The sequence below is a fragment of the Novipirellula rosea genome (genome assembly GCF_039541335.1).
Taxonomy (GTDB): Bacteria; Planctomycetota; Planctomycetia; order Pirellulales; family Pirellulaceae; genus Novipirellula; species Novipirellula rosea.
Map to the genome: position 1 here is coordinate 1 of NZ_BAABGA010000077.1, position 25,736 is coordinate 25,736.

General features: G+C 54.0%; 18 protein-coding genes. All 18 read left to right on the forward strand.

What is annotated here, in order from left to right; genetic code table 11:
* Positions 1-400, forward strand: a 400-nt coding sequence (locus ABD971_RS26710) for a glycosyltransferase family 2 protein (protein WP_486348650.1), incomplete at its 5' end; no start/stop codon positions are given.
* Positions 393-1,106 (forward strand): glycosyltransferase family 2 protein, encoded by a 714-nt coding sequence (locus ABD971_RS26715; protein ID WP_345326900.1) that lies wholly within the window; start codon positions 393-395, stop codon positions 1,104-1,106. The genes ABD971_RS26710 and ABD971_RS26715, both read left to right, overlap by 8 nt.
* Complete coding sequence (locus ABD971_RS26720) at positions 1,103-1,909, forward strand: radical SAM protein (protein ID WP_345326901.1); 807 nt, start codon at positions 1,103-1,105, stop codon at positions 1,907-1,909. Before ABD971_RS26715 ends, ABD971_RS26720 begins: the two co-directional genes overlap by 4 nt.
* Positions 1,910-2,219: 310 nt before the next feature.
* Positions 2,220-2,429 (forward strand): hypothetical protein, encoded by a 210-nt coding sequence (locus tag ABD971_RS26725; protein WP_345326902.1) that lies wholly within the window; start codon positions 2,220-2,222, stop codon positions 2,427-2,429.
* Between the two features lie 406 nt (positions 2,430-2,835).
* On the forward strand, positions 2,836-3,150 hold the full coding sequence (locus ABD971_RS26730; RefSeq protein WP_345326903.1) for a hypothetical protein: 315 nt from the start codon (positions 2,836-2,838) through the stop codon (positions 3,148-3,150).
* Positions 3,151-3,247: 97 nt separating this feature from the next.
* Positions 3,248-5,938, forward strand: a complete 2,691-nt coding sequence (locus tag ABD971_RS26735) for an N-6 DNA methylase (protein WP_345326904.1) — start codon at positions 3,248-3,250, stop codon at positions 5,936-5,938.
* Positions 5,928-7,184, forward strand: coding sequence for a restriction endonuclease subunit S (locus tag ABD971_RS26740; protein ID WP_345326905.1), 1,257 nt, complete (start codon positions 5,928-5,930; stop codon positions 7,182-7,184). Before ABD971_RS26735 ends, ABD971_RS26740 begins: the two co-directional genes overlap by 11 nt.
* Positions 7,185-7,211: 27 nt before the next feature.
* The gene (locus ABD971_RS26745; protein ID WP_345326906.1) at positions 7,212-10,475 is read left to right on the forward strand and encodes a type I restriction endonuclease subunit R; all 3,264 of its coding nucleotides are present in this window, start codon (positions 7,212-7,214) and stop codon (positions 10,473-10,475) included.
* The gene (locus tag ABD971_RS26750; RefSeq protein WP_345326907.1) at positions 10,475-11,185 is read left to right on the forward strand and encodes a M48 family metallopeptidase; all 711 of its coding nucleotides are present in this window, start codon (positions 10,475-10,477) and stop codon (positions 11,183-11,185) included. Before ABD971_RS26745 ends, ABD971_RS26750 begins: the two co-directional genes overlap by 1 nt.
* 24 nt (positions 11,186-11,209) lie before the next feature.
* Positions 11,210-16,285, forward strand: a complete 5,076-nt coding sequence (locus ABD971_RS26755; protein WP_345326908.1) for an NACHT domain-containing protein — start codon at positions 11,210-11,212, stop codon at positions 16,283-16,285.
* A gap of 58 nt (positions 16,286-16,343) precedes the next feature.
* Positions 16,344-17,174 (forward strand): sigma-70 RNA polymerase sigma factor region 4 domain-containing protein, encoded by an 831-nt coding sequence (locus tag ABD971_RS26760; protein WP_345326909.1) that lies wholly within the window; start codon positions 16,344-16,346, stop codon positions 17,172-17,174.
* The gene (locus ABD971_RS26765; protein WP_345326910.1) at positions 17,167-18,024 is read left to right on the forward strand and encodes a hypothetical protein; all 858 of its coding nucleotides are present in this window, start codon (positions 17,167-17,169) and stop codon (positions 18,022-18,024) included. The genes ABD971_RS26760 and ABD971_RS26765 overlap by 8 nt, the downstream gene beginning before the upstream one ends.
* A gap of 101 nt (positions 18,025-18,125) precedes the next feature.
* Positions 18,126-18,734: a TIR domain-containing protein gene (locus tag ABD971_RS26770; protein WP_345326911.1), complete on the forward strand. Its 609-nt coding sequence runs from the start codon at positions 18,126-18,128 to the stop codon at positions 18,732-18,734.
* 33 nt (positions 18,735-18,767) lie between these two features.
* Positions 18,768-19,265: a TIR domain-containing protein gene (locus tag ABD971_RS26775; RefSeq protein WP_345326912.1), complete on the forward strand. Its 498-nt coding sequence runs from the start codon at positions 18,768-18,770 to the stop codon at positions 19,263-19,265.
* A 58-nt stretch (positions 19,266-19,323) separates the two neighbouring features.
* Positions 19,324-20,556: a toll/interleukin-1 receptor domain-containing protein gene (locus ABD971_RS26780; RefSeq protein ID WP_345326913.1), complete on the forward strand. Its 1,233-nt coding sequence runs from the start codon at positions 19,324-19,326 to the stop codon at positions 20,554-20,556.
* A 175-nt stretch (positions 20,557-20,731) separates the two neighbouring features.
* Positions 20,732-21,310 (forward strand): hypothetical protein, encoded by a 579-nt coding sequence (locus tag ABD971_RS26785; RefSeq protein ID WP_345326916.1) that lies wholly within the window; start codon positions 20,732-20,734, stop codon positions 21,308-21,310.
* A 205-nt stretch (positions 21,311-21,515) separates the two neighbouring features.
* Positions 21,516-23,570: a patatin-like phospholipase family protein gene (locus ABD971_RS26790; protein WP_345326914.1), complete on the forward strand. Its 2,055-nt coding sequence runs from the start codon at positions 21,516-21,518 to the stop codon at positions 23,568-23,570.
* 339 nt (positions 23,571-23,909) lie between these two features.
* Positions 23,910-25,007 carry a DUF4062 domain-containing protein gene (locus ABD971_RS26795; protein WP_345326915.1) on the forward strand — a complete coding sequence of 366 codons (1,098 nt, stop codon included), beginning with the start codon at positions 23,910-23,912 and terminating at the stop codon, positions 25,005-25,007.
* The last annotated feature ends 729 nt before the right edge of the window (positions 25,008-25,736 follow it).

Sequence of the window (25,736 nt, forward strand, 5' to 3'; positions counted from 1 at the left end):
CCTTCTGGGTGTCCGGCAAGGATCCGGCGGTCGGCCGACGATGCTATCGCCGTTGATGAACGGTCAGCGAATTTGGATGCATCGCGGCGAGATCCGGCGAAACGGCCACGTCGCTTGGTGTCACATGTCCTCCAATGCGTTTCTCGCTCGCACCGAAACGATCCGGTCCCTTCGGTGGGACGAAGAGCTGAAGACGTACGAGCACTGGGAGTTCTTTTACCGTGCAAAGCTGGCTCTGCTACAGGTGGCAGTCGCAGGCGATTGTTTCATTCGCCACGCCCACGTGACCAGCGACGCTTACCGCCCCCTCCGCGGACGATCAAAGTTCCGCTCGATGGGACTTCGTAAGCACGGATTTCATTCGATGCGTTATCCCGGAGGCCAAATTGTCCGTGCGTGATCAAGTTACTTTTTGCATCAAAACGATTCATCGCCCCCAGTGCTGTGCCGCCCTTGTTCGCAGCATTCACCAGCATTGTGCCGAGGATCGCCCCGCGATTCTCGTGCTCGATGATGGCAAACCCGAATTGCGATTCTCGGCCAATTGTCCCACTGAAGCGGCAATGGTCGATCGTATCTTCGAGACAAAATACGACATTGGACTTTCCGCAGGACGCAACCGACTGCTCGATGCCAGCGAAACTCCGATCGTGGTCTTTACTGACGACGACCACCTGGTCACAGAGCAAACCAGACTGGTTGAATTGGTCAAAACGCTGAAAAAGCATCATGACCTCGACCTGCTCGCCGCTCTATCGAATCAGCAAGAACGCCCAAAGCTCATGCGAGTTGATGGCAAGACACTGCGGATCCCTCGCGGCCACTACCGACAGCGAGGCTCGATTCGTTGGTGCCACTATGTCGGCAACTGTTTCGTCGCCTATCGCGACGTCCTGCAAGCGATCCGGTGGGATGAATCGCTCAAGGTCGAAGAGCATTGGGATTTCTTCTGGCGATGCAAGATTGCCGGCGTCAACGTTGCCTGTGATATCAATCATTCGTTTCGCCACGAGCACGTCGATCCGCCAGGATACATTCGGCGGCGGCCACAGTTCCTTAAAGCAGCACTTAGGAAACACGGATTAGAGAAAGTGATTTGGCGATGATTGACATACCAGCATTGGAATACCACCTCGCCCACGGTTGCAATCTCTCCTGCCAGCAGTGCAGCCACTACAGCAACTTTCACGTCGCAGGAAAATTGCCGACGGTTGATGACGCCGATGCGGAGTATTCTAACTGGTCGCATCGGTTGAAGCCGATGCGATTCGCACTGCTAGGCGGCGAGCCACTACTGAACCCACAGATCATCGGGCACATTCAGCTCGCCAGACAGCACTGGTCTGAAAGTCATCTGATGTTGGTGACGAATGGCTTCTTCTTGCACCGATTTCCCAAGTTGCCGGAAATCCTGCTGGAAACGAATTGCCGCCTCGAAGTCAGTCAACACGGAACTCACGAAGCCTACGTGCAACGGTTTCGGGAGGTGAAGCATCTCGTCTGGCGATGGCGTGAAGAGTACCCGGGCATTCAGATCAAGATCCGACAGTCGCATCGCGGGTGGATGCGGCAATACAACGTCGAGGACGGCAAGCCGATCCCATTTGATTCGAAGCCCGACGCAGCCTACCGCGTATGCATGCAGAAAACCTGCACGCAGCTCTACCGCACAATGTTGTGGAAATGTCCGGCCTTGGCCTATTTCAACCAAGTCGAAGCCAAGCTGAAGTTGCACCACCTACCGCAGTGGCTGCCGTTCCGTGATTACCAAGCCTGCCCGCCCGACGCGAGCGACGATGAAGTTCACCGGTTCTTGCAGACAAGAGCGATCCCACAGTGCGGCCTGTGTCCATCGCACCGCACCAGGTTTGTTCATCCAAATCCATTGCAACGGAGTGCCCTGCGATGACCCCGCATGATTCGTTCGAACCCGAAATGCCGCCGCCTGCCTTCATACCCCCCTTTGATCCGCCTAGGAGCGAATCACCATCACTGCCAACAGATCCGGATCCGCCTGAAGGATGCAACACCCACGACGAAACTTTCAGCTCGGGATCACGGCCCGACTGGTGGCCCGAGGATTGGCCGTGGCCGCCCACCAGCCGCTCGCCCATGAATTATGAGTTCACACAGCACCGGAGATTGGAATCGAAAATGAACTCCTGATTCGTTTCGGTTACGGCCAAAACGATTTAACCGGAGTGATGACGCAGTGGGAGATGTTCAAGAAGACCCAGCGCGGACACGGCATCGCCGATCCAAAGCTAGTCTGCATTGACATTCAACCCTACGGAACCAGCCAAGCACCCGAGCGAGACGACATCCTAAACATCGGCGGCTTCAGTGACGCCGTGTTCAACGTAGTCTCATCGTTCCTAGAAAACGACGCATCCCGCTTCGTCCGCAAAGTCGAGTCCGTCGAACTGTAAGTTTTTGTAAACCTCACAGCGACGAACAACATCCGAAACGCCCGCGGAGGAGAAGTCCACCGCGGGCGTTTTTCGTTATAATTCCTGGCTTAAACCAAATCCGCGAGCCGGCATAGCGGTGCAGGCATTTTGATGAAAGGAGCGAATACCGAGCAGGATCTTTCGGTTTTGATGCAAAGACTTATCAACTGTGGTGCTGTTGAGCATCCGGTTGGCTATCGAGGCAGTCGTAGGTATGCCCTAAGGTGTTGGCCAAACATCATTCGTTGCTAGGCAGTTGCCAGCAGTTCAGGCAAGTCAATCAATCGAGCGAGAGAAATCTCGCTCTTTTTTTTGCCATCCGTGAAATTCGTGAATGCATTGCTGTATGGGTAGGCATCACCACTTCAACTCAAGGAGACAAGAAATGCGAACAAAGCCCAAAAAGAGACTCGAAGTCGACGACATCGGTGTCGGGACACAAATGACCGTTTTCGATTGCAACACCACCTCCGGTCCTCACCACCACTGCCATTCGTTGGACATACTCAAAGGCGCGGTTTTAGACGTCGTTGCCGTCAGCCTGCCGTACCTATTCGTCCGCGTTCACGATCCAATGCGGGGGATCTCTGCAATGTCGATCGATATTCGCGACCTTCAATTTATGCATGTCACACCTGAATATGCCGCGGCCATTGTTACCGAGTCCGAAAAATCTCCGCAGGCACGGTGCCCCTTTTAATTGGCTGACCTTAGCGATTGCAACACGAAATCGGTCGCATGGATGTTTCGCTCACCCTCCGCTAAAATGCTCCCCCAGAACGCCTATCTCGACAACGGTGAATGAAAATTTGGATCTGATGGCAAAAATCACGCTACGAAAACTAGAACGACACCTCTTTGCGGCTGCGGATATTCTTCGCGGCAAGATGAATGCTTGGGACTACCAGAACTACATCTTCGGCATGCTGTTCCTAAAACGGGCGTCCGACGAGTTCCACTACCACTACAAGCAAATCTTCGACGAGCAGATCAAGCGAGGCCGAACCGAAGCTCAAGCTAAGAAGCGTGCCGAGGCTAAGGAACGCTATGCCGAGAAGCATGTGTTTTACGTCCCCGAAGCGGCTCGGTGGCCGCGGTTGCGGGATGACATCAGCAAGAACGTCGGTGAAGAACTCGACAAGGCACTCTCGGCGCTGCAAAACGAAAACCTGAGCGTCCTGAACCACGTTCTTGACAACATTCACTTTGCCAACACGCGGCTGAATCTGACCGACAAGACACTGTTGAAGCTGATCGCTCACTTCAACAAGTTGTCATTGCGGAGCGTCGATTTTGAATTCCCCGATTTGCCGGGGGCTGCATACGAGTACCTGATCAAGGTCTTTGCCGACAAAGTGCAAAGCGGCGGCGGCGAGTACTACACGCCCCGAGACGTTGTTCGGTTGATGGTTGGGCTAGTCAAGCCGGCAGAGGGGATGAAGGTTTACGATCCCACCGTTGGTTCGGGCGGGATGTTGATTCTGTCCAAGGAACACATCGACGCGCACGGCGGCGACAGCAGCCAAGCGGCGTACTACGGCCAGGAGAGTAATCCCGACAGTTACCCGATGTGCAAGTTGAACTTGATCCTGCATGGGATCATGTCGGCCGACATTCGCAAGGGCGACGTGTTGACCGATCCGCTGCACAAACAAGACGGCGAATTGATGCGATTTGATCGCGTGCTGGCCAATCCGCCGTTCAGCATGAACTACACCGAATCCACGCTGACGTACAAGCATCGTTTTGGCTACGGATACACGCCCGAAACCAAACGTGCCGATCTGATGTTCGTACAGCACATGCACAGCGTGCTTGCCGACGGCGGCATGATGGCCACCGTCATGCCCCATGGAGTGCTGTTCCGTGGCGGCGAAGAAAAGAAGATTCGCACCGGGCTGATCAAAGACGATTTGCTCGAAGCGGTTATCTCGCTGCCACCCAACTTGTTCTACGGTGCGTCGATCCCCGCCTGTATCATGGTTCTGCGGGCCAAGAAAGCCAAGCCGAAGGCTCGCAAGAAGAAGGTGCTGTTCATCAACGCCGACGCCGAGTTCTTTTCCGGACGCGCTCAAAACTACTTGCGTCCCGAACACATCGAAAAGATCACGACCACGTTTGACGCGTTCGCCGACGTGCCCGGTTACGCGACCGTCGTCACGCACGAGCAATTGGAAGCGGAAGACTACAACCTGAACGTCCGACGCTACGCCGACAACGCGCCGCCACCCGAACCGCACGACGTGCGTGCTCACTTGGTCGGTGGTGTGCCACGCTGCGAAGTTGGTGATGCTGGCGACCTATTCGCGGCTCATGGGCTTGCGGCGACGAGTCTGTTTGTCGACCGCGATGAAGAGTATTTCGACTTCGACCCTGCGATCGACCAGCGTGGTGCGATCAAAACGCGGATCGAAACCGATGCCGGCGTGATGTCTCAAGAGACCGCGATGACAGAGGCGTTTGAGGCGTGGTGGCGAAAACATTCCAAGGGGCTTCGCAAGTTGCCCGAGTCGCAGCAGTTGATGAAGGTCCGCGGCGACCTGGTCAGCACGTTTGACAAGGGGTTGTTGCCGGTCGGGTTGTTGGATTCGTACAAGTTGAGCGGTGTGGTGGCCAGTTGGTGGTCGGACAACCAATTCGATTTGAAGACGCTGGTCGCTCAGGGCTTTGCGGGTCTGATCGAAAGTTGGGTCGATGCGATCCGCGCGGTCGTCGAGCCGGATGAGGATGACGAGCCGGACAAAGACGCGGCCGATCCGTTCGACCATCGTTTGGTGACGACGTTGTTGCCGGAGTACTTGGACGAGATCACGCAGGCGGAGGCCGACGTGGCCCAGTGGAACGCTCGCAAAGAAGAGTTCGAGCTTGGTCCGGAAGAAGAAGAGGACGATGAAGACGAGGAAGAGGAAGAAGAATCAACCGAGAAGAAACGCAATTACGCTCAGCGTTTAGATGACGAGCGGAAAGAATTGAAGGAGTCGATTAAGCCGCAAACCGATCGCTTGAAGATCATCAATGGCAACAAGAACCGCGCGGGCTCGATTCGTCACGCGGAACACAAGGAAGACGAGGACAAGGCGAAGGAGCTTCGTGCGGAGCAATTCACACTCAACTCTGAGATCGCACCGGCCCAAGCTCGTATCGACGAGTTGGAAGCGTTGCTGGAACCGTACAAGGAGATCAAACGCGAGCTGTCCGCGGCGCGACGGCGGGTGAAGGAGTTGAAGGCGGCGTTGTTGGAGCGATTGGAAGAACGGATCGCGGCGATGAACGAGAAACAACTGGCCGATTTAGTCGTCGGCATGTTGAAGGATGATTTTACCGAGATGCTCGACGACTATGTCGCGGCCCACCGTCGGCAGTTGATTGCGTTTTGCGAGGGACTATGGGACAAGTACTCGGTCGATCTGACCACAATCGAGAATGATCGGGATGAAGCAGCGGAATTGCTGCGTGAATTTGCAGGGGAGCTTGGGTATGTCTACTAGCGACAAGTCACGCGATACTATCGCATTAGAAGAAATCGGCGAGATTCATGGCGGTAGCACGCCGGCACGTTCGTGTGCTCAGTTTTGGGGTGGGGACATTCCTTGGGTAACTCCCGCAGAGATTACTAAACTACCAACCAAATGGCTCGAGTCGACTCGTGAGTCAATCACTGAGTCTGGACTGGCGAGTTGCGGAACTCGCATATTGCCGCCTCGATCGCTTTTGGTGACGACTAGAGCGACCCTTGGTTACGTGGCAATGAATCGCAGTAGCGTTTGCACCAACCAAGGATTCAAGAACATTGTTGTAAATCAATATCATGAACCAGACTTCTACTACCATCTGATCGAGCATTTTGGTCCAGAGATGGAACGTCTCGCGACTGGCAGTACGTTTTTGGAGTTGTCGTCGAGAGACTTTAGAGCGTTACGGCTACCTTCTTTTTGCCTGGACGAGCAGCGTCGGATTGCTTTGATTCTGGACACGGCGGACGCGGCAATCGCGAAGACCGAGGCCTTGATCGCCAAGCTCAAGCAGATGAAGGCCGGACTGCTCCACGACCTCCTCACAAGAGGCATCGACGAAAATGGGGGACTTCGTCCTGCGAGCGCAGTGGTCTCGAAGGAGGGCTTTCCTGCTTCGTGGGACGTGTCGCCAATCAATAAACTCTGTGAGTATCTGTCGTACGGATTTACGTGCCCAATGCCGACGACAGAATCTGGTCCATTCATGATTACTGCGGTAGATGTTGTTAACGGAAGCATCAACTACTCAACTGCCAGGCATACCTCACAGTCTGCGTTCGAGTCTTTGACGCAAAAAAGCCGTCCAATCATTGGAGACATTTTGATCACCAAAGATGGGACTCTTGGGCGAGTGGCATTCGTTGATCGCTCGGATATCTGCATCAACCAATCGGTCGCGTGTATTCGGCCTCTGTCAGATACACACGCAGACTTCCTGGCTTTATACCTGAAGTCAAATCATGGTCAGCAGCAAATGTTGGCAGATGCGGGCGGGTCAACCATAAAACACATCTACATCAGCAAGCTTGCCGAGATGCCTGTTCCAGTTCCTGGCGTAGATGAGGCAGATGAAATTTGCAAACGTATGATCGCTCATGAAAGCTGGATTGGTCGCGAAATGCAGACTCTCGAAAAACTACGGAAATTGAAAGCTGGCCTGATGAACGACCTTCTCACTGGCAAGAAGCCGGTATTTGCCGAAGCTGCGGCTGCCTCCTAAATCGACACCTTTGAAAAACCACTTGCCATGAGCAACGACTCCAACGAACTGAACGATGTTGAAAAACCCTTCATTGAACAATTGAAAGGACTCGGATGGACACACCTGCCCGGTTCCACCGGTGTGCCGTCGTTGACCGATCGCACCTCGTTCTCACAAACGCTGCTGACCGAGCGAATTCAAAAGGCGTTTTTGAAGCTGAATCCGTGGATGGGCGACGCCCAAATCACGCAAGCGATGCACGCCATCGAGCGATTGCCCGGCACCAAGCTGATGGAGCGCAACCAGGCAGCGATGGAGTTGTTAGTCAAAGGCGTTCCGGTTGATGTCGATCCTCGTAAGCACGGGATCCAAACCAAGACTGCGATGTTGGTTGACTTTGAAAATGCCACTGAAAACGACTTACTGGTGATCGACCAGTTTCGCGTCGATATCCCCGGCACGCGAACATATTGCATTCCGGATCTGGTCTTGTTCGTCAACGGGATTCCGATCGTTGTGGTCGAATGCAAAAGCCCCGCCGAAACCAACCCGATGGAAAAGGCGATCGTCGACTTGCTTAAGTACAGCAACCAGCGCGACGGCGACGAGGTCGAGGGCGTCGAGGCACTGTTCGACTTCAACCTGTTCATGGTGGCAACGACCTACTACGAGGCTCGCATCGGTACCGTGTTGGCTCGGCCCAAGCACTACATGGAATGGAAGGACACGAGTCCTATTCCGAGTAGCGAGTTCACCGAAAAACTGGGTGTCCCTCACTTGTCGAGCCAGCAGACGCTGATCGCTGGCACGTTGCATCCCGAACGGCTGGTCGACTTACTGCACAACTTTGTGTTGTTCGATGACGACGCGGGTCAAATGGTGAAGATCATTGCGCGGTATCAACAGTACCGCGCCGTTCACGAAGCGTTGCACCGCTTAGAAACCAAACCCACCCGTGTTCCCAACGGCGACGACGATCAGCGAGGCGGTATCATCTGGCACACCCAGGGCAGCGGTAAAAGCCTGACGATGGTGTTCCTGATTCGCAAGATGCGCACGATTCCGAAATTGCGTGGTTTCAAGATCGTCGTGCTCACGGACCGACGCAGCTTGCATCGACAACTTTCGACGACGGCACAATTGACGGGTGAAAATGTCAACGTGCCGAAGAAAATGTCGGACATCCCGGTCGTGCTCAAACGCGAGGGCAAGGATTTGGTCTTCACGCTGATCCAGCGGATGCAAGTGCTGGCCCCCGGATCAACGGCGGACGAGGACCAGGAGGAAGATCTGGAAGCGGAAATCGAGAAGGTCGAAAAAGACGAGAGCGGCGAACTTCCGGAAGTGCTGAATGAATCGAGCGACATTTTGTTGCTGGTCGACGAGGCTCACCGCTCACACGGCAATACGATGCACGCGAATTTGATGGCGGCCCTGCCCAACTGTGCCAAGATCGGATTTACGGGTACGCCGATCATGGAGAAATCGAAGGTGGAAACCACCAAGATCTTCGGCGGCTTCATCGACGTGTACTCGATCAAGCAATCGCAAGACGACGGGGCCACGCGGCCGATCCGCTACGAGGGCTGGAGCGTCGAAGGAGAGATCCGCGACGACAAAACGATCGACGAGATTTTCGAGGAAGCGTTTGAGGAGCTGAGCGATAAAGAGCGTGAGGCGATCAAAGCCAAGTACGTCACCAAGTCCGGTGTCCGCGACGCGACCGAAATGGTCCGCGAGCACGCGAAGCACGTGGTGCGTGACTTTGTGTCGAATGTCTTACCGGGCGGTTTCAAGGCTCAATTGATCTCATCGAGCCGGCGCGGCGCGATCCGCTATCAGGAAGCATTGGAAGAAGAGTTCGGACGATTGTTGGACGAGATCGACGCGATGGATCCGTCGCTGCGAAAGGCAACGGACCAGCAGCTGGAGTCGTTGCCCGAGGCAGAACGATTCTTGATTCGAGCCAGCCGACACATGGAAACACTGGAAACAATCGAAGTCGCCGCGGTAGTCTCGCCAACAAAGGAAGATCCGGCGGGATGGAGCAAATGGACGACGCTGTCAGCTCAAGACGCCAATGTGGCCCGGTTCAAGAAGCCGATGAAGCACAAGGACGCGGAGAAGCAGGACGGTCTGTCGATCGTTTGCGTCAAGAGCATGCTGTTGACGGGCTTTGACGCGCCGATCAACCAAACGCTGTACATCGACCGATTCTTGCAGGGGCACGAGTTGTTGCAGGCGATCGCTCGGGTGAACCGCAACTACGGTGCGAAGCGTGTGGGCCGCGTGGTCGACTTCTTTGGCGTGGCTTGGCACTTGGGCGATGCCCTGCGTGTCTACAGCGTCGATGATCGAAAGGACATCGCGAAGGGATTGCTGACGATCCGTGACGACCTGCACAAGTTGGACGAGTGCTACAAGAAGACGCTGCATGTGTTCCATGGCAATGACATCTTTGACATCACCAATACAGAGGCCTGCGTCCATTTGCTTCGTAGTGACAAAATTCGATCCGAATTTGTGACGTTGCTAAAAGAGTTCCTTTCGATCTTGAACTCATTGCGGTTCCGCCCCGAGGCACGCCAGTACCTCGCTGACGCAAAGCAACTCGGGTTTATCCAACGTTCGGCGGCAAATCTGTACCGCGACGACAACCGGCTTGTGATCGCCGATTGCGGCGAACAAGTGCGAGAGCTGATCGACTCCTACTTGATGACTCGCGGGATCGACCCGGAGATCGAGCCCGTCGATATTTTGCACGCGGACTTTGAGAAGCAAGTCGACAACCAGCCGTCGGACCGATCCAAGGCGGCGGCGATGGAGCACGCGGCCAAGAGTCACATCTCGAAGAAGATGGACGAGGATCCGGTTTTGTACGAGCAGTTCAGCGAACGGATTCGCAAGATCCTGGATGACTTCGCGGAGAATTGGATCCAGCAGAAGGAAGCGTTCCTTGCATGCATCCGTGACATGCGATCATCGGAGAACGAGTCGGTGGCGGGGTTATCACCGCAAACGCAGGTGCCGTTCTTCCGCACGATTTTGAAGCACGCCGGCATGGAGGCGAAAGAGCTATCGGCCGACGAGTCAAAGAAATTGGCGGCGGTCACTGTGGAGCTGCTCGATCACGCCCGCAGCGAGATTCGGGCGGCCGGATTTTGGCAGCACCCAAACAAGCCAGAAGTTTTGAGAGCGTGGATCTTCAACTTCTTGGATGATCACGATGTGCTGGATTACGACAAGATCGCCAAGCTGGCGGATGACTTGGTCGCGCAAATCAAATCCAAACACACGGTGCTGGTGTAATGGAAGCGATCACAGAAACGATTCAATTGAACGAACTGTTGATTCCTGTCACTCGCAGTGGCCGCCGTCAATCGGTCGGCATCACGGTCGAGCGAGATGGCAGTGTTGCCGTCTCCGCCCCGATCGACTGCCAGTTTGCCAAAATCGAGGAGTACGTTCGCAGCAAATCGCTTTGGATTTACCAGAAGCTGGCCAAGCGAGATGAGTTGGTAAGCGACCAGCCGGTCAAGAAAGAGTTCGTTGATGGGTCAAGTTTTTCGTACCTGGGCCAAGCTTACCGGCTGAAGCTGGTTGAACAGCCCACGGAAGTATTGTCGCTGGTCGGAGATCGTTTCCTGATGTGTCGCGAGCACGTCGGCCAAGCGGCCGAGGTGTTTCGCAAATGGTACGTGTCACGCGGTCGAGAGATCGTGGACCGCTTGATCGAAAACTGGGTGCCACGGATCGCGTCACCCACAGCGATCGACATTCGCGACATTGGTTACCGCTGGGGTTCCTGCACACCGGACGGAAAGATACTGGTCAGTTGGAGAGCGATCCAATTGCCGCCCGACATTGTCGAGTACATCGTTGCTCACGAGATGGCCCACCTGAAGCACCCGAATCACGATGAAGAGTTTTGGTGCTTACTGGAAAAAGTGATGCCCGATTTCGCTGACCGCAAGAATTGGCTGGCCAAGAACGGCCAGTCCTATGCGGCGGAGTTTTAGTCCGCTGTTCGGACGAATCACATCATGGGCGCACTCTCACGAAAATGTCGAAATCTAGCGGACGGTCGAAACCTCGACGAAGTTTGGCGATGGCTGCTAGATGCCCGAAAGGTCATGGAGTATTGTCGGCGGCAGCGATCCGTGGCGTGCGACAAGGAGCTGACACTGGTTTACGCTTACCTCTCATCGGATGAGGCGATCAAGAACGCTGAAGTATCGCACCAGAAAATTTTGAACTGTGAAACCGGTGCGTCCCGTTTGGATTGGATTCGACGCGCCGTGGCCTGTGCAGGCGTCGCCAAGACCGTGCAACACCGACAAGCCAACGGACAGTTCTGGGTTCGCGAAGCGTTTGATCTGCATGACGACTTTGTGCTTTCGGAATCGTTGACTCTGGAAACGTTGGCGACGGTTCTTCAAGATGCTTCAGACGTTGCGGAAAACAAGGATCTCGCGGTCTTTGCGTCGAGGCTGATTGTCCAATTGTTCGGGGGCGATTCGGCAACCGACCATCGAGTGACGATTCCACTGGTTCTGATGAATCAAAGTGAGGCGGAAGGGACAGTTGCGACGCTGTGTTTGCATCGTTTCGCTGGCGGCAGTGGGCAATTAGATCCTTGTCCGTTGACGCAGCTTGGAGTCGAGGTTGATCCTCAAACGCTTCTCGGGTTTCGCCAGGCTTTGGAGTTGACCACTGCCCAGCAGCGGACCGATTTACGTTCAATGGACGTGCAGTGGTCGATCGAAGGAACAACCTCGATCACGGGACGGTCCGCCGACGCAGCCTTTGCTGTCGGATTGCACGCTTTGGCTCGTGGACTATCTATCGAACCCGGACTCTTCGTTTCGGCAGGTTTGAACGCCGACGGTCGACTCGAGCCGGTCAATGGAATTGACGATGCGGGCTCGCTCAAATTGCATGCGGTCCGAGCGAGCATCGGCCCGCATCCTTCCGCCACAGTATTTGTGGCCAGAGAAAACGACCTAACACCCGATCAACGATCGCATTGGGCGTCGAGGAGTGTTCATGTGGTGCCGCTGGAAGGGATCGGCGAGGTCGTTCAAGCGTTTTGCCGGCAACAGCAATACTTGGAGAGCTTTTTGCAGTCGCAAAACGACTGGATCTTGGCGCAAGCTTCGGAGCGGCTTGGACGGAAGCTTGGCACCGTAGAGGAGTTCACTCAACAGACAATCGCGTTGCGAGTTGCTCGCGGAGTCACCTCAGAGCTGTCCGATGAGGAAAAGGCACTCGTCCTGAAGTCCGACAAGAATGAAATCGGAAGCTCCGAGGATGAATCGGGCGGCAGCGAAGACGAGCAAGTTGACCCACGCGATATTGAGTCGCTAAAGGAAGAACTTACTTGGTCAGACTATCGTGCATTTAGGTCGAATCGGACCATCCTTCTAGGTGATCCTGGATTTGGAAAAACGACGCTGATGTTTCAAGCAATCGCGGAGGATTGCACTTCTGAAAAAGCAAAGATCAGTAGCGGCGAAGTACGTCCAGGTGAAGCATGTTTTTCCGTTTACCTCGCAGCATCCGATCTGGCTTCGCGTGTCGGCTGCGAACCATCGTCGCTAGTCACGCTGCAACCTATCTTGGACGCAATCGTTCAGTCCTATGGGCCGGATGCTGCGATTCAAGATCTTATCGAAAGCAGCGTTTCCAATGGCCAATGCCAGTTGTGCATTGACGCGTTGGATGAAGTCACCGATAGCACGAACTTGGAGCAATACTTAGCTGGCCTGATTGAGACGCACCCGTTAACGCGCGTTATCTTAACGTCACGTCGAACTGGGTACGCCGGCCCGCCCTTCGCTCTGCCAAAGAGCGACCAGCTTGAACTGTTGCCATTGACGCGTCCACAGATCCACGAAGCCATTCGCTGTTGGTTTGGTGACACCGAAGTTGCGCGGGCAATCTGCCGCCAGGTTGATGAAAATGTTCAATTGCACGACGTCTTGCGCAGCCCGATTCTGCTGAACTTGGCAACGCGGCAGGTCAACAATTCCAGCGACGGAAAAATCGCATTTCCAACCTGGCGTCGGCGTAGTGAGCTTTACGCGGGCTTCGTCGAACATGCTCTCGATCAAATCGGCAAAGCTGATCGTCCGAAATTCTTACAAATGGAACGGCTTGAATTCAAGATCTTGCTTCGGAAGCTCGCGTTGCGGCTTTGGGAGCGAGACCCCCAGCGCTCCATTTGGGACTTGAACACGTTGCATCGTGAGATAAAACGATGCGTTGGCGGCAATCATCTGTGGGGATTGCGGCGACGTTTTCCCGACTTGCTTGACGACCTGCACGAATCCGGTTTGTTGGTTCCGATTCAGGCGGGCGATGTCAACTCACCTCTTATCTTCTTGCATCGAACGATTGCCGAGTATCTCGCCGGCGAATGCTTGGCAAAATTATTCGATGAAGATGATGAGAATGTATTGCCGTTCGTCGACAAAAAGCTGTGGGACTCCTCGTGGAAACAGGTTTTGCTGTTCTTTGCTGGGTGTTTGCAAGACCCGTCGATACTGCTTTCCCGTCTGATTGATGATGCCGATGGCGTGGATCAAGACGATTTACTGCGTCATCGCCTGCTATTTGCGGCGACATGTCTTCCAGAGTTAAAAGAAAACCCAGATTGCGCCAACGAGATTGCCGAGCAGACGTGTCGTTTGGCGCGGAACGACATCATGTTGCGACGCAGCGATGCGATTCGCGATGCCTTAGTTGCGTTGCTCGTCGCTAACCCGGAACTAGACGGTGAACCGTTCCAGCGTGTTTGGTTCACGAAGGTTATTTTCGTGGAGCGAATTCTGCCCGAGATCGGGACTGTCGCGGAATGTGCAGAATTGTGGACTTGGCTTGTCGAGCGATTGAAGCTGGCCACCCGTGCCCTTGACGATGATCGCCCTGGAGCGAGTCCGCAAGTGTTCTATTTGGCTCGTGCCGTTTTTGCCGTACGTCAATCGGTTGATCTTGCTGAGTTAATCGATGGCGATGACGACCACGAACTGGAATGGAACCAAGTATCACGGATTTTGGCAATTGCCGATCATCAAACAGATTCGAGAATTCGGATCCAATCGAATCTGATGCGAAAGTTGCTTGATCATGTCTTGAAATCTGAGCACGCGAGAATGGAAACGGCCAAGCGTATCCTGGACAACTTCCCGAGTCTTCCCATCGAAGAAGGGCAACCAAATCTAGCCGTTGAAGCATGTTGCCAAACTCTTAATGGGCCTGACGACCGGGGCAGTCATCGGCGAGCAATCAAATTGTTGTCTACCCAAGGATCGGCAGTGGGCGCAAGCCAGGAATTTCGAGAGTGGATTCTTCAAATCCCAACGGTGGCGAAGGAGCGTGACTTGGTTCGGATGGTGGAGGATTCGCGGACGACCCTTTGTGATGGCGACTTCATTGGACGGCTTGAGCAGGCAATCCATCAAGCAGATGCAGACAAATCGCTGGTTGGCTTCCGGTTACTACTTGCGATCAACGCAAATGAGTCTCGCAGGTGGATCGAGGCGATTCATCGCGTTCTTGCTTCATGCGCTTCTGCGATCGAAGACTTTGAGTCTTTCTTGGCCGCTAATCCTAGTCGCACTGTCATTCGCATCGCATTGGAACTGCTTCAAAAACAGGCTAGTCGAGCGCAGGGTCTCAAGCTAACGCTCGCCTTCGCCAATTCGATTGGCACCGAGGAACCTCAGCACTCACGACCTGGACGCGCGCGGAACTTCGATCGACATCCTGAGGTCACCGTGCAACTGGCTTGGCTCGACCAGTTGACTGCGGAGATTCAGAACGTCACGGGAGAACTGCCTTCAAAGCAGAAAGGTTTTGATGCACCGAATTTGCTCACTGCGTTTCTGTCGTCAAACGAAGTGGTACTGACATCAATTGGCAGGTCTGTTTTTCTGCTCGCGTGTCGCTTTCGGCCCAGCGACTCTCTCGTGGCGTGGATTGTCGACAGTCTGTGTTTGGACGCTACATCGGGTCAGGACTTCAAGGATCTGATCGCTGCGGGCTTGCTGCGAACACAGCCTTCCTTCCAGGTTAAAGTTCGTGAGCGATTGGGCGAACGCGTCCTGCCAGACCATCTGGTCGCTGATCATCGCTTCGCTTTCTTTATTAACAAGAGCGACGAAGAAGCCACCGAACAACTTTTGGCTTGCCTGGATTCGGCAACAGCCAAAGAACGTGCCGAAATCGTTTCAAGAGTTGCAAGTTCAACAGAGGGTTTGATTGACGCAAGATTCGCCAAAGTGTTGTTGGAACTCGCCAATTCACGACGAGTCAGCCATCGTGCAATCGCGTGCCTGGGAATCTCGAAATTGGCAGACGCGGCAGTTTCGCGAGAGTTCGTCAAGGATCTGTTTATTGGTTTCGCCCGCGAGTCGACACCGAGGGCTCTGACACACGCTGCCTGTAACTTGGCCCGTCGTTGCCCTGAGGAATTCTATGAGACGACCGCCGAAATTTTCTTCAACAAATCGAATCCCCTTCGAGATCACGCGGCGTTGATTGTTGGGGTGCTGGGAAACACTTTTGCAAAGCAAGAGAATCTGACTCGAATTGTTGTGTCGGCGATGGACGACGCCTCAATGGACGGCGTTGCTAACGAAAGGACGAAGTCGCGTCCTGCGCGGGAAGCTGCATCGGTTTTGGAAAGACTGCTCGAATCGTCATCTGACGAATGCAGACAAGCCGTGTTCGACCAACTGGTCGAAATCTGTAAGCAGGTGCCCATGGTCGGCGGACGGACTCTTGGAGCTACGGCCGTCGCATCTTGGTTGATCGACCAACTTGCGGATCCAAACCCAGACCGAGTATTCGTCGCGGCGCTGATTCTTGGGCGCCGAGCCCGAAACCGGGACGGTATGGAACCGCCATTCCTGATCGCTGGCTGTCAAAATCGAAGCTCTTTCGAGATTTTGCTGCCGGCAGAGCCCGCAGATCGTGCGAGAATTCTCCAGCAAACAAAGCGTCTGGCGGAGGTATCACAGGCACACGAAATACGCTTTTTCCGCCATGGAAACCGCGTGATTGCTCAAACTACCGATGCTCTGTCCAAGGTATCGCCGGAAATTGAGAAAAGATAAAATCCGGTTCACGTGAAATTCTGCGAGCGAAACTTGTATATGGACTATAGGCAAGTGAATGGATGAAGACGGCGAATCACTGCTGAAACGATTGGAAAACGACTGGAATGTCGTTGTCACCGAGACAAATGCATACTGTGAAAACCACGAAGTCACCTCCCATGAGCTACGAGCAATCTACGAAGACCATATTGATGCCTTTCGTGGCTGGAGCGCCGCCGAGGCCAAGAAACATGGGGTGGAATCTGCTGAAGCACTTGCGGCGATTCGACTGCAAGTTGTCACGATACTCATTTGGAAACTCTGGATGGATTATCAGGACAATGACATGCGACGTCCTCTCCGTGATGAACTTTGGGCAAGGTGCGAGGCACGCGTCAACATGAAGGCCATGGAAATTGCCGATCGGACGTGGACGGAATCAAACCGATTGGAGCGGATTGAGGAACTCAAACACGAATTCGGTGCGTATTTTGAGAAGTCGATTGCGAAATACAAACCAGGCCGATCCCGTTTCACAACATTCATCGATAGGTGCGCTCGAAATCGGCTAGTAAACATCATCGAACGGGACGAATCCGCCAATCGGATCAAGTTTAGGGCTTTGCCTCGCGACGTCCAATCCAACAGTTACAGCGTCGAAGAAGACCAAAAGGAAAAGCTACAATGGATTCACCACACCACCGAGTCGTTGGTTCAAGGTGGACATCTCAAGGAGAAAGACGTAGCTGCTTTTCGAGCTCGAACAATAGATGAAACGAAGGTGGTTGATGTCGCGGTACAACTTGGGATGGCAATCGGCACAGTCGACAAGGCGGTCAAGCGGGTCACAAAAGCACTAAGATCTGCGGCCGAGTTGATGGATCAAACGGGAGACAGCAATGTTTAGTCGCAAATGCGAACTTGATTTAGCGAAGGCGAAGTCATTGGTCCGTCAGTGGGCTGAGGACGACATCCCTGTTACCGGGGAGCATGTCAGCGATGAAGAGTGGGATCAAATTGACGAGACTGGCCCCGGCCTCATGTTTGACTATTTCAACGGAAAGCTTTCGTCAGATCAGGTTGCATTGGTTGAACGCTATGCAACTATTTCGGAGGAATTTCGTGAGGACCTTCTAACGTCGGGGAGAATTGTCGTCGGTCGACTCGAAGATGCGATCGCAAACGGTTTATCGTGGCGTGAAATCTGCGACTCTGCGGGGGCGCAGACTGCCGCCATGGCTGTTTGTCGGGCTAACCAAGCGCCACTTCGGCTTGCCCTCTCAAACACGCTGATGGCAGCAGCATCTTCAGAGAGTGTCAGCGAAGACGTTCTGCTCGGTGACAACATCCGCATGGAAGTTTTTGAAGAAGAAGGGAACCTGGTATTCGACATTACGTCTTCGGATCCCCAATCAGCTGGCCAACTTATCGGGATTCACTTGTCGAATGATGACCTGTCAATCGTAGGGTATGTTTTGTTGCGAATGGGCAAGTCGGGAGTCGTGTCAGGGTCACTGGAGATCGACCGGAACCAGCTGGCTGGAAACTATGACGTCGTTCCTCGCCCCGTTCAATCTCACGATCTTGCGGTTTGCGACACCCCAACACTTGAAAAAGCAATTCGTGCCGATCACAACGATCCCGATGCAATGCAGTCTTGGAAGTCATGGGTAACTTGCGTTCGCCAGTCTGACGACGCCGACGCTCTTGCGCCGTTGCTCGATCGCCTCGAAAGCGAGCTGAAAAGTTTTTCCTAAATTTCCTGGATGAGCGTGAAAAAGTTCGCATCTTGGCTGTATGGGTTGGGTGAAGCGACGCATTGAGCGACGCACTTACCCAACAACGCAGGAGTTGGTTTATGCCACTCGTCACCAAGGCGGACCTTCGTTCGCCAACCATTGATGCCGAAATTCGGCAGCAGACGTCATGGACAAAGTCCGCTGGCCAAGTACTGACCGAAAACGCCGCGGCCTCTAGCCAAACGGGCTTTGACATCTTTCTTTCCCACAGCTATCGCGACGCAAGGGCAATTGACGCAGAAGAGTTGCTCCGCTTAAAGAAGCTGTTACAGCATCACGGGCTTTCGGTCTACGTAGACTGGATTGTGGATCGTCAACTCGACCGCAACAAAGTTAATGCGGCGACGGCAGCCAAGATTCGAAAAAGAATGGATCAATGCAAATGCCTGCTTTTTGCTACTTCAACGTCGTCCTCCGAATCGAAATGGATGCCGTGGGAGCTTGGATACAAGGACGGCAAGAACGGCCGGGCAGCAATACTTCCAGTTGTGGAACAGCGCACTGATAATTACTACGGCCAGGAATACCTCGGTCTCTACCCGTTTGTCGTCCGCCAGCAGGACACCAATGGCCAGATGCGGCTTTGGTTGAAACGCAACGATGGATCGTACATTGAGCTGAGTGAATGGATTCGGACCGGTCGTCAGCCATCTCGTCGTGCCTCTTAAATCTGTTGTTCAAACCCATTTTTGGAAATCATCATGAAACGCAAATGCTTCTACAGCTTCCACTACGTACCCGATTGTCATCGTGTCGCCCAAATCCGAAACATCGGGACCATCGAGGGAAACCGCCCCGCGAGCGACAACAACTGGGAGTCGGTCAAGAATGGCGGCGATGCCGCGATCAAGAAATGGATCGACGATCAAATGAGCGGTAAGTCTTGCGTGATTGTTCTGATTGGTGCCAAAACCGCAGGCCGCAAATGGATCAACCACGAGATCGTAAAGGCATGGGATGCCCGCAAGGGCATTGTGGGTATCTACATTCACGGCATCAAAAATATTAGCGGCGAAACAACGACCAAGGGCGACAACCCATTTGACAATATCAAGTTCGGAAATACCGACAAAAAACTGTCGTCAGTCGTGAAGTGTTACAATCCACCGGGAGCAACAAGCAAGGAAAAGTACGCCTGGATCTCGGAGCATCTTGCGAACGCGGTTGAGGAAGCAATAAATATTCGGGCAGCCAATTAGGTCCCAACCGGGGCCAGACGATGGCTGGCTCCCAAAATTCAGTGAACTAGGAAATTCAATGGAACTTGCTATATCGTTGGCCTACCGGCCCGCCAACAAAAGTGAAGCCGAGGCGATCCGTGACGAAATCATTCGGGCTCATCCTGACGTAACCATCGATCACGTTGTTGTTGACGACACCGCGGGCGTTCCTGCGAATGGTGCGTTGCATGTCGTTCTGTTCGATGAACAATTCGACGATGATCCTGATGCGGTTGCATGGCTGACCAAAGTGGATGCCGTTCGGGCGACAACGCCTCTGTTTCCGATCGCATTGAATCCCGACCACGGGCGACCGCCGAAGCCAATCGCGAACCTGAAATCCCGAAATTGGTTAGGCGACCGAGATGAGGTTTTGGTGTCGATCGCTGCCGCGGTGGGGCTGTCGCTTCGTCCCGGCGAAAACAATGTCTTTGTTTCATATCGTCAGGTGGACGGTTCCCGGTCTGCGAACTTGATCGAGCAGGCGTTGCGTGACCGCGGTTTTTCGACTTGGCGTGACGAATCAAACTCGTTGTACGACGCGCCAAACCTGCGTCTTGGCGAAGATGTTCAGGAAGAGATCGAGAAGAACATCGCCACAGCAAGTGCCCTGATTTTGGTTGACACTCCACGATCGGCCGAATCGTCTTGGGTGCGTCTGGAGGTTGAGTTAGCGGTCGGCAAAATGATTCCAATCTTTCCGGTGGTTCTTCACAGCGATTCGGTCCAAACTCACGTTTCACGATTTCGAATCTTGGAGTCACTGCATCGCCGTGCTGTCCTCCAGTCAGAATACGTGGATTCGGAACTTCTCGCTCCGAAAGCCGAACTGAACGGTGTCGTCAGCCAGTTCGAAGTGTATCTGCAACGCGTCTACCAAAATCGGATTGTCCAGCTTCGCGATCTTGAAAAGTTTTTGGCATCGAAAGGCTGCGAGTTTGCTCGCAACAGCCATCTTCCGCACTTGCACAACGGGCGATTGCAGCAAGCAACCAAGATGATGTCGCTGCTCGCATGCTGCTCTTTCGAAGATCAGATTTTTGCGCCACGTGTGCGGGGTTTTGTGGACGGGATGACCAAGCTTGCCGCCCTCAAACAAATGTTCAGCTGCAACTTCTATCTCTACCCCGGCCAGACGCTGATCGAGGACGACCTGTTGGAGATTATTGAACGGGAAGTTCCCGAGCTTCGAGATGTCGCTGCGGAATTGCTTTCTTATAACGATGCTGTAGCTCGAGTTTCTTTGCTTACGGAGGGATATGGTGTCTGAACTAGATTTGCAATTACCAAAGCTGGATCTTCGCGACGCACGGATCTGGCTTTCTGGATCGATCCCCGAACCAGCGGGCGAATCGCCGGACATTAGAGCAACCTTGGAGGCTTGGTCCGGTAGCGAACTGGAACGTGGAATACTTGGATTCGTTCAGGAATTTGCTAGTTTGGCAATGACCTACGGTGGGCAAATTATTCACGGTTGCCATCCAAGCTTTACTCCGATTTTGCTTGACTGTGTTCGCGGGCGGAATGACGTTTCAACCGATCTGTTAGAGCTGTGTGCATCGCGATACTTCGTGAACCCAGATGATAACGATTGGAATCGCTGGAGCCGCCACTCGAAGACTACGCTGATCGAATCAACGGGCGGCAACGCCGATGACCGCGACACAAGTCTGGCAGTTTTGCGGGATTATATGGCCAAGCAATGCACGGCTTTTGTTGCCGTCGGCGGACGCTGGTGGTCCAGCGTGCCAGGCCGTGCCGGCGTGCCACGCGAATTTGAGCGAGCAAAAGCAGCAGGTGTTCCGTGCTTTATTTTGGGCGGCTTTGGCGGTGCATCACAGACATATGTCCAAGAGAATCCAGATTGGGCCGAAGACTTGAATAACGGATTGAGCAGGAAGGAAAATGAAGAGCTTTCAAGGACGACCAATTTCGCCTTGGCTGCAGGGAGAATCGCATCTCAACTCCAAATATTGTCAAGCTCCACTGGCGAGCAAGGATTTAATGGCATGTCGGGAATGTAAGAAATTTCATCATCCGGTAGAGGCAGACGCCTGACAGAGGACGCATGCAATCCCGATCCGCTTACCTGACATATCTTGTTGGCCATCCGCCTAAATGGAATCCATAGTGTTTGTTAATCGCTTTCCCCACGCTCTGAAGAGATTCTTTGGTCGTCATCTGCTGACAGTATTGGCGGTGATGGCTTTCCTTCTCGTTGGTCTTTCCGTGGACCAGATCCGACAACTGATCCTGGATGTCTTCGGCGTTCGCGGGGTGATCCGATGGATGACGTTCGCGTTGGCCTTTTGGGGTGTTGTGTTGATTGGCTACTTCTTATTGATATCACCGGATGAAACGGTTGTGGATCGCACGCTCAGGCGGGTGCCGAGTGGCGTGCGGCGTTTGCTCCAGTATCCATTCGGGGTGTTAGTTGTCACACCAACGCAAGGGTTGTATTGGATCGCCCGCCTTGGGCGAAGGTTGAGCGGGAATGGCTGGGCTGTTCTAGTCAATGTGCCGTTGGCAGGGCTTGGACTTTGGCTGGCTATGTCGTGTCCGTTATCACCGTCACTGCTGTCCAGAATCGATTCGGTGTGGCCTTTGCCGGGCGGTTTCATTCGGATGCTGGGATTGTTCGCTGCGATGGTAGCGATGTGGTTGGGAGCAGGAACCTGGGTGGGGCCAGACCGCGTTCTTGACGCCAATGAGCAGAATGGCGAAACCGGGGAGGTCCACAAAACAGTCCAGCGACGGATTCGGGTGTGGCGACGAACCGGTGAGGTCCTTTCGATCCTTCTTGTATCAACGTTGCTGCTGGAGCTGGTTTGGGTCGCGGTGGAGACGTCGGAGACATTTGAAATGTCGGTATATACCGTTTGGGCATTCTTGATGCTTGGATTTGCTGGCACACTATTGGCAGCGTTACTCGATTTTCTCTATCGAAACACATACTGGCCGTGGCGTCTGATTACCGTCTTGGCCTTCCTATTGGTTGTCAGCCTGACCAGTCACATAGACCTCGGGCCGACAGATGTCCCGGATGTCGCCGAACGATTAAGAAGTGTAGAGCCAGTGGATTGGGTTGACGCGTCACTGCGCCGTTTGCGGAATGAACCAGAAGGCCCCGTCATCATTGTCACTGCCAGCGGTGGCGGTTCACGAGCAGCGTTGGTTGCGGCATTGTCGCTGGAAATTATCGAAGACGAGTTTCGCCAGGACGGGCAGCATCCAGCTTGTGTATGGTTGGGGAGCGGAGTATCCGGCGGCGGTCTCGCGTTAGCTGCTCATTACTATCCGTCTGATTGGCAAACATCGACGCAGGACGCGGTTACCCGTGACTACCTTGGACCGATCTTCCGAGGATTCCTGACTCCTTTTTCCAATCGTGGTGAATCGTTGACCGCGTATTGGGATCGAGCATTTCCCTGGCAGTCGATCGACCAGACATCGCTGGACGCAAGTAAACCGCTGCTCGCGTTCGGTTTAGCCGATATCGATACCGGACGACGCGTGATCGTCGGGTTTCCAAGACTGCCGAAGGATTGGTTTTCACGCTGGAGACTGGAACAAACCGCGGAAGGCGAACGATGGACTCTCTCGGACAAAGACCACGAACCATACAGCCTTTCAACCCTTCAGGCCGGCGGCACCCAGCCAAACGTTCGGCTAACCCGGGCCGTTCGAATGTCGTCGTCCTTTCCGTTCGGGTTCGAGCCGACACGAATTGCCGCAGAGGTCCCCGAGCCGAACAACGGTTCGGATGACCAAATCCATTTCCTGGATGGCGGGATGGTCGACAACACGGGTGTTGATTCGGTGTTGGCCATCCTATCCAAAATTGAAACCACTCAAATACCGAGTTGCCAGCAGCTTGCTAGAGAATTGCGACGGCGTGGCATTTTCCTTATTGAGATTGACGCGGGGGCAGGATCTGGCGATGTAGCAGAGTCGGGTTTGTTAAGTCGGGTGACGCAACCATTTGGAGGCTACAACCGAGGCGTCTATGCAGCAGCAAAACGAGCACGAGACCGAAATGTCGCCGAGCTCCGCACGCAATACGGTGGAGACTTTACGACGGAACCAATTGAGTCATACCCAGCGAGCGATGACGTGACCGAGGTCATGACCACTTTGGCCTTGCCGGAGCACGATGTCCGACGACTAATCGCATCCTTCGAGAATCCAGCGAAGGAAAAGATCATTCGTGAAGCCCTTCGGAAACGATATGCGGAACTGTCGGATCGCGAAAGCGTTCCTGCGCCGGACGCGAGCCTGCGATAGATGCCGCCGCGGACGGGCGACTCGGTAGCCGTCGGTCAGTTGTGCCGGCGCATTTCGTTTCATCGGCGATTGTTAGTGACCAATGTTCGTTTGATTCTTTCAAGCTCCTTGCTGTTACATCCGGCGAGCTGCTTGAAACGTTCGAGTGCTCGAAAATCCGCTTGGCTATTGAAGGTGGCACATGTCGGGCCGATAGTAATAATTCTTCTTCATCCGCATCCGCGAGAAGTCAAGTAAAAATAGCGATCCAATTAAACGTTCACAAACGAACCGTGGGCAGGAAGCCTGCGGTTCGTTTCGCGACACCCAATCCCCCTTAGAGTAGCCGAGTCGATATCAATGCAAACGGGAACCTTCATTCGCGTATTCATTGCCAGTCCCGGCGATGTTCAAGCGGAGCGTGACAAGGCATGTCACGTCATTCAGACATGGAATGCTGCCCACTCATTAAGCAAGTCAGTCTTGATAGAGCCAGTCCGCGTCGAAACTCACTCTCATGCTGTTCAAGGCGGTCACCCGCAAGACCTAATCAACGCCCAGTTGCTCGATCGCTGTGACCTACTGCTCGCAATCCTCTGGTCCCGACTTGGCACACCAACGAACACTGATCTGTCTGGCACGGTGCAAGAGATCCGCGAATTTGCTGAGAAGAAAGGAGCTGATCGCGTCTTGCTCTTCTTCTGTGATCGCGACATCTCAAGTAATGCTGATTTGGATCAAGTCCAGGCGGTTCGCAGTTTCAAGGACAGTGTGAAGCAAGAGGGGCTTTACATTCAATATAGTTCAGTCAACGATTTCGCCGAGCAATTCAGGCATCAACTCGACATGGCCCTGAACCGGTTGATGGAATCTGAGAATTTTGCGGTGTTGAATTTAGAAGTTCAAGGTAAACGGGAAGTTATTTTCGAACCCGAGGCGAACACCATCCTTGTTCTCGCATCCGCTGGCAACAGCAGCCGAATTAGTCTCTCGCGAATGATGGCCGGTCACGAATTGTCTGCCGGGGGCATCGTCCTCAATCACATGGGCAACGAGCGGTCGGAAGCTCAGTGGGAGGCGGGTTTAGATCAACTCGAGAACATCGGCTACGCCGAGGATCTTGGTTACAAACGCGAGGTCTTTAGATTAACCAAGGAGGGATACAAATCGGCCGACGAACTCTGGTTCGTATTGCTGCTCCGCCGCATCGAATCGCTTCAACACGGTGAACATGACTACGTCAATATGTGTGACATTCGCAAGGAGCCATTTTTCGGTTTAGTACTTAGCGAGACTCTCTGCCGCGAGCGCCTGACCGCGTTAGGCGAGTTGGAGCAGCTTGAGCTCGTGAAAAGCGACCAAGGATTAGCCGCGGTTCGCCTTAATGACAGATCTCGGAAGACCATCCGGGAACACGAATGGTTGCAATTCACAGAGCCAAGTTCGCAGAATGATTAGCTGTCTTGATTAATGGCATGAGGTCACGTAGCGGCTCCGACGATCCAGTACGTTTGGCGACTGCAGGCAGACGGCTCGGCGGAGACGGAGATCCAGTCTTGGCAGGCCATTGCGGGCTCGAGTGTTGCTGAGACGATCAACGCTAGGGGTTTGGCGTGTAAACCGAGACCGGGATGTCAAACAGAGACTCAGAGAGTTCTCGGGGTTGTCTCTGGGGTGCGGGGCGAACCAGGGTGGTTGGATTCGGCAGCCCGGACTCTCTCGGCGAAAGTTGGATCTTTGCGTTTGGGCGCCGTGGTGGCGAAAGACCGCGAAAATCGGGGCCAAAACGAGAAACGCCCGCAGGTCATGCTCGACCGACGGGCGTTAACTGGTTTGCGAGAGCTTTCGCGATTTCAAAACTAGCTCAAATCGTGGTTGGCTGGGTTTGACAGCGGGGTTAATAGTAAATTCCCGCAAAACCTCGGAAATACGGCAAAAACGCGATTTAGAGACAGCGGTTTCGTAGTTGAACTCGATTTCGTTTGTTTCGTTTATTTGCTTTATTGCGTTTGGCCGATATACTGGTAGTGGAGGCCAAAACCATGAACGCAACCCTGTCCGATTTTCCCAACACTCTCTCGCCGACGCCCGGAGATGCCGAGCTGGCGAAAGCGTCCAGCCGCGCAATCGCGGACCTTGTCGCTCACGAAAGCGAGGCCACCATCCGTCTGGTCGCCAAGCTGGGAA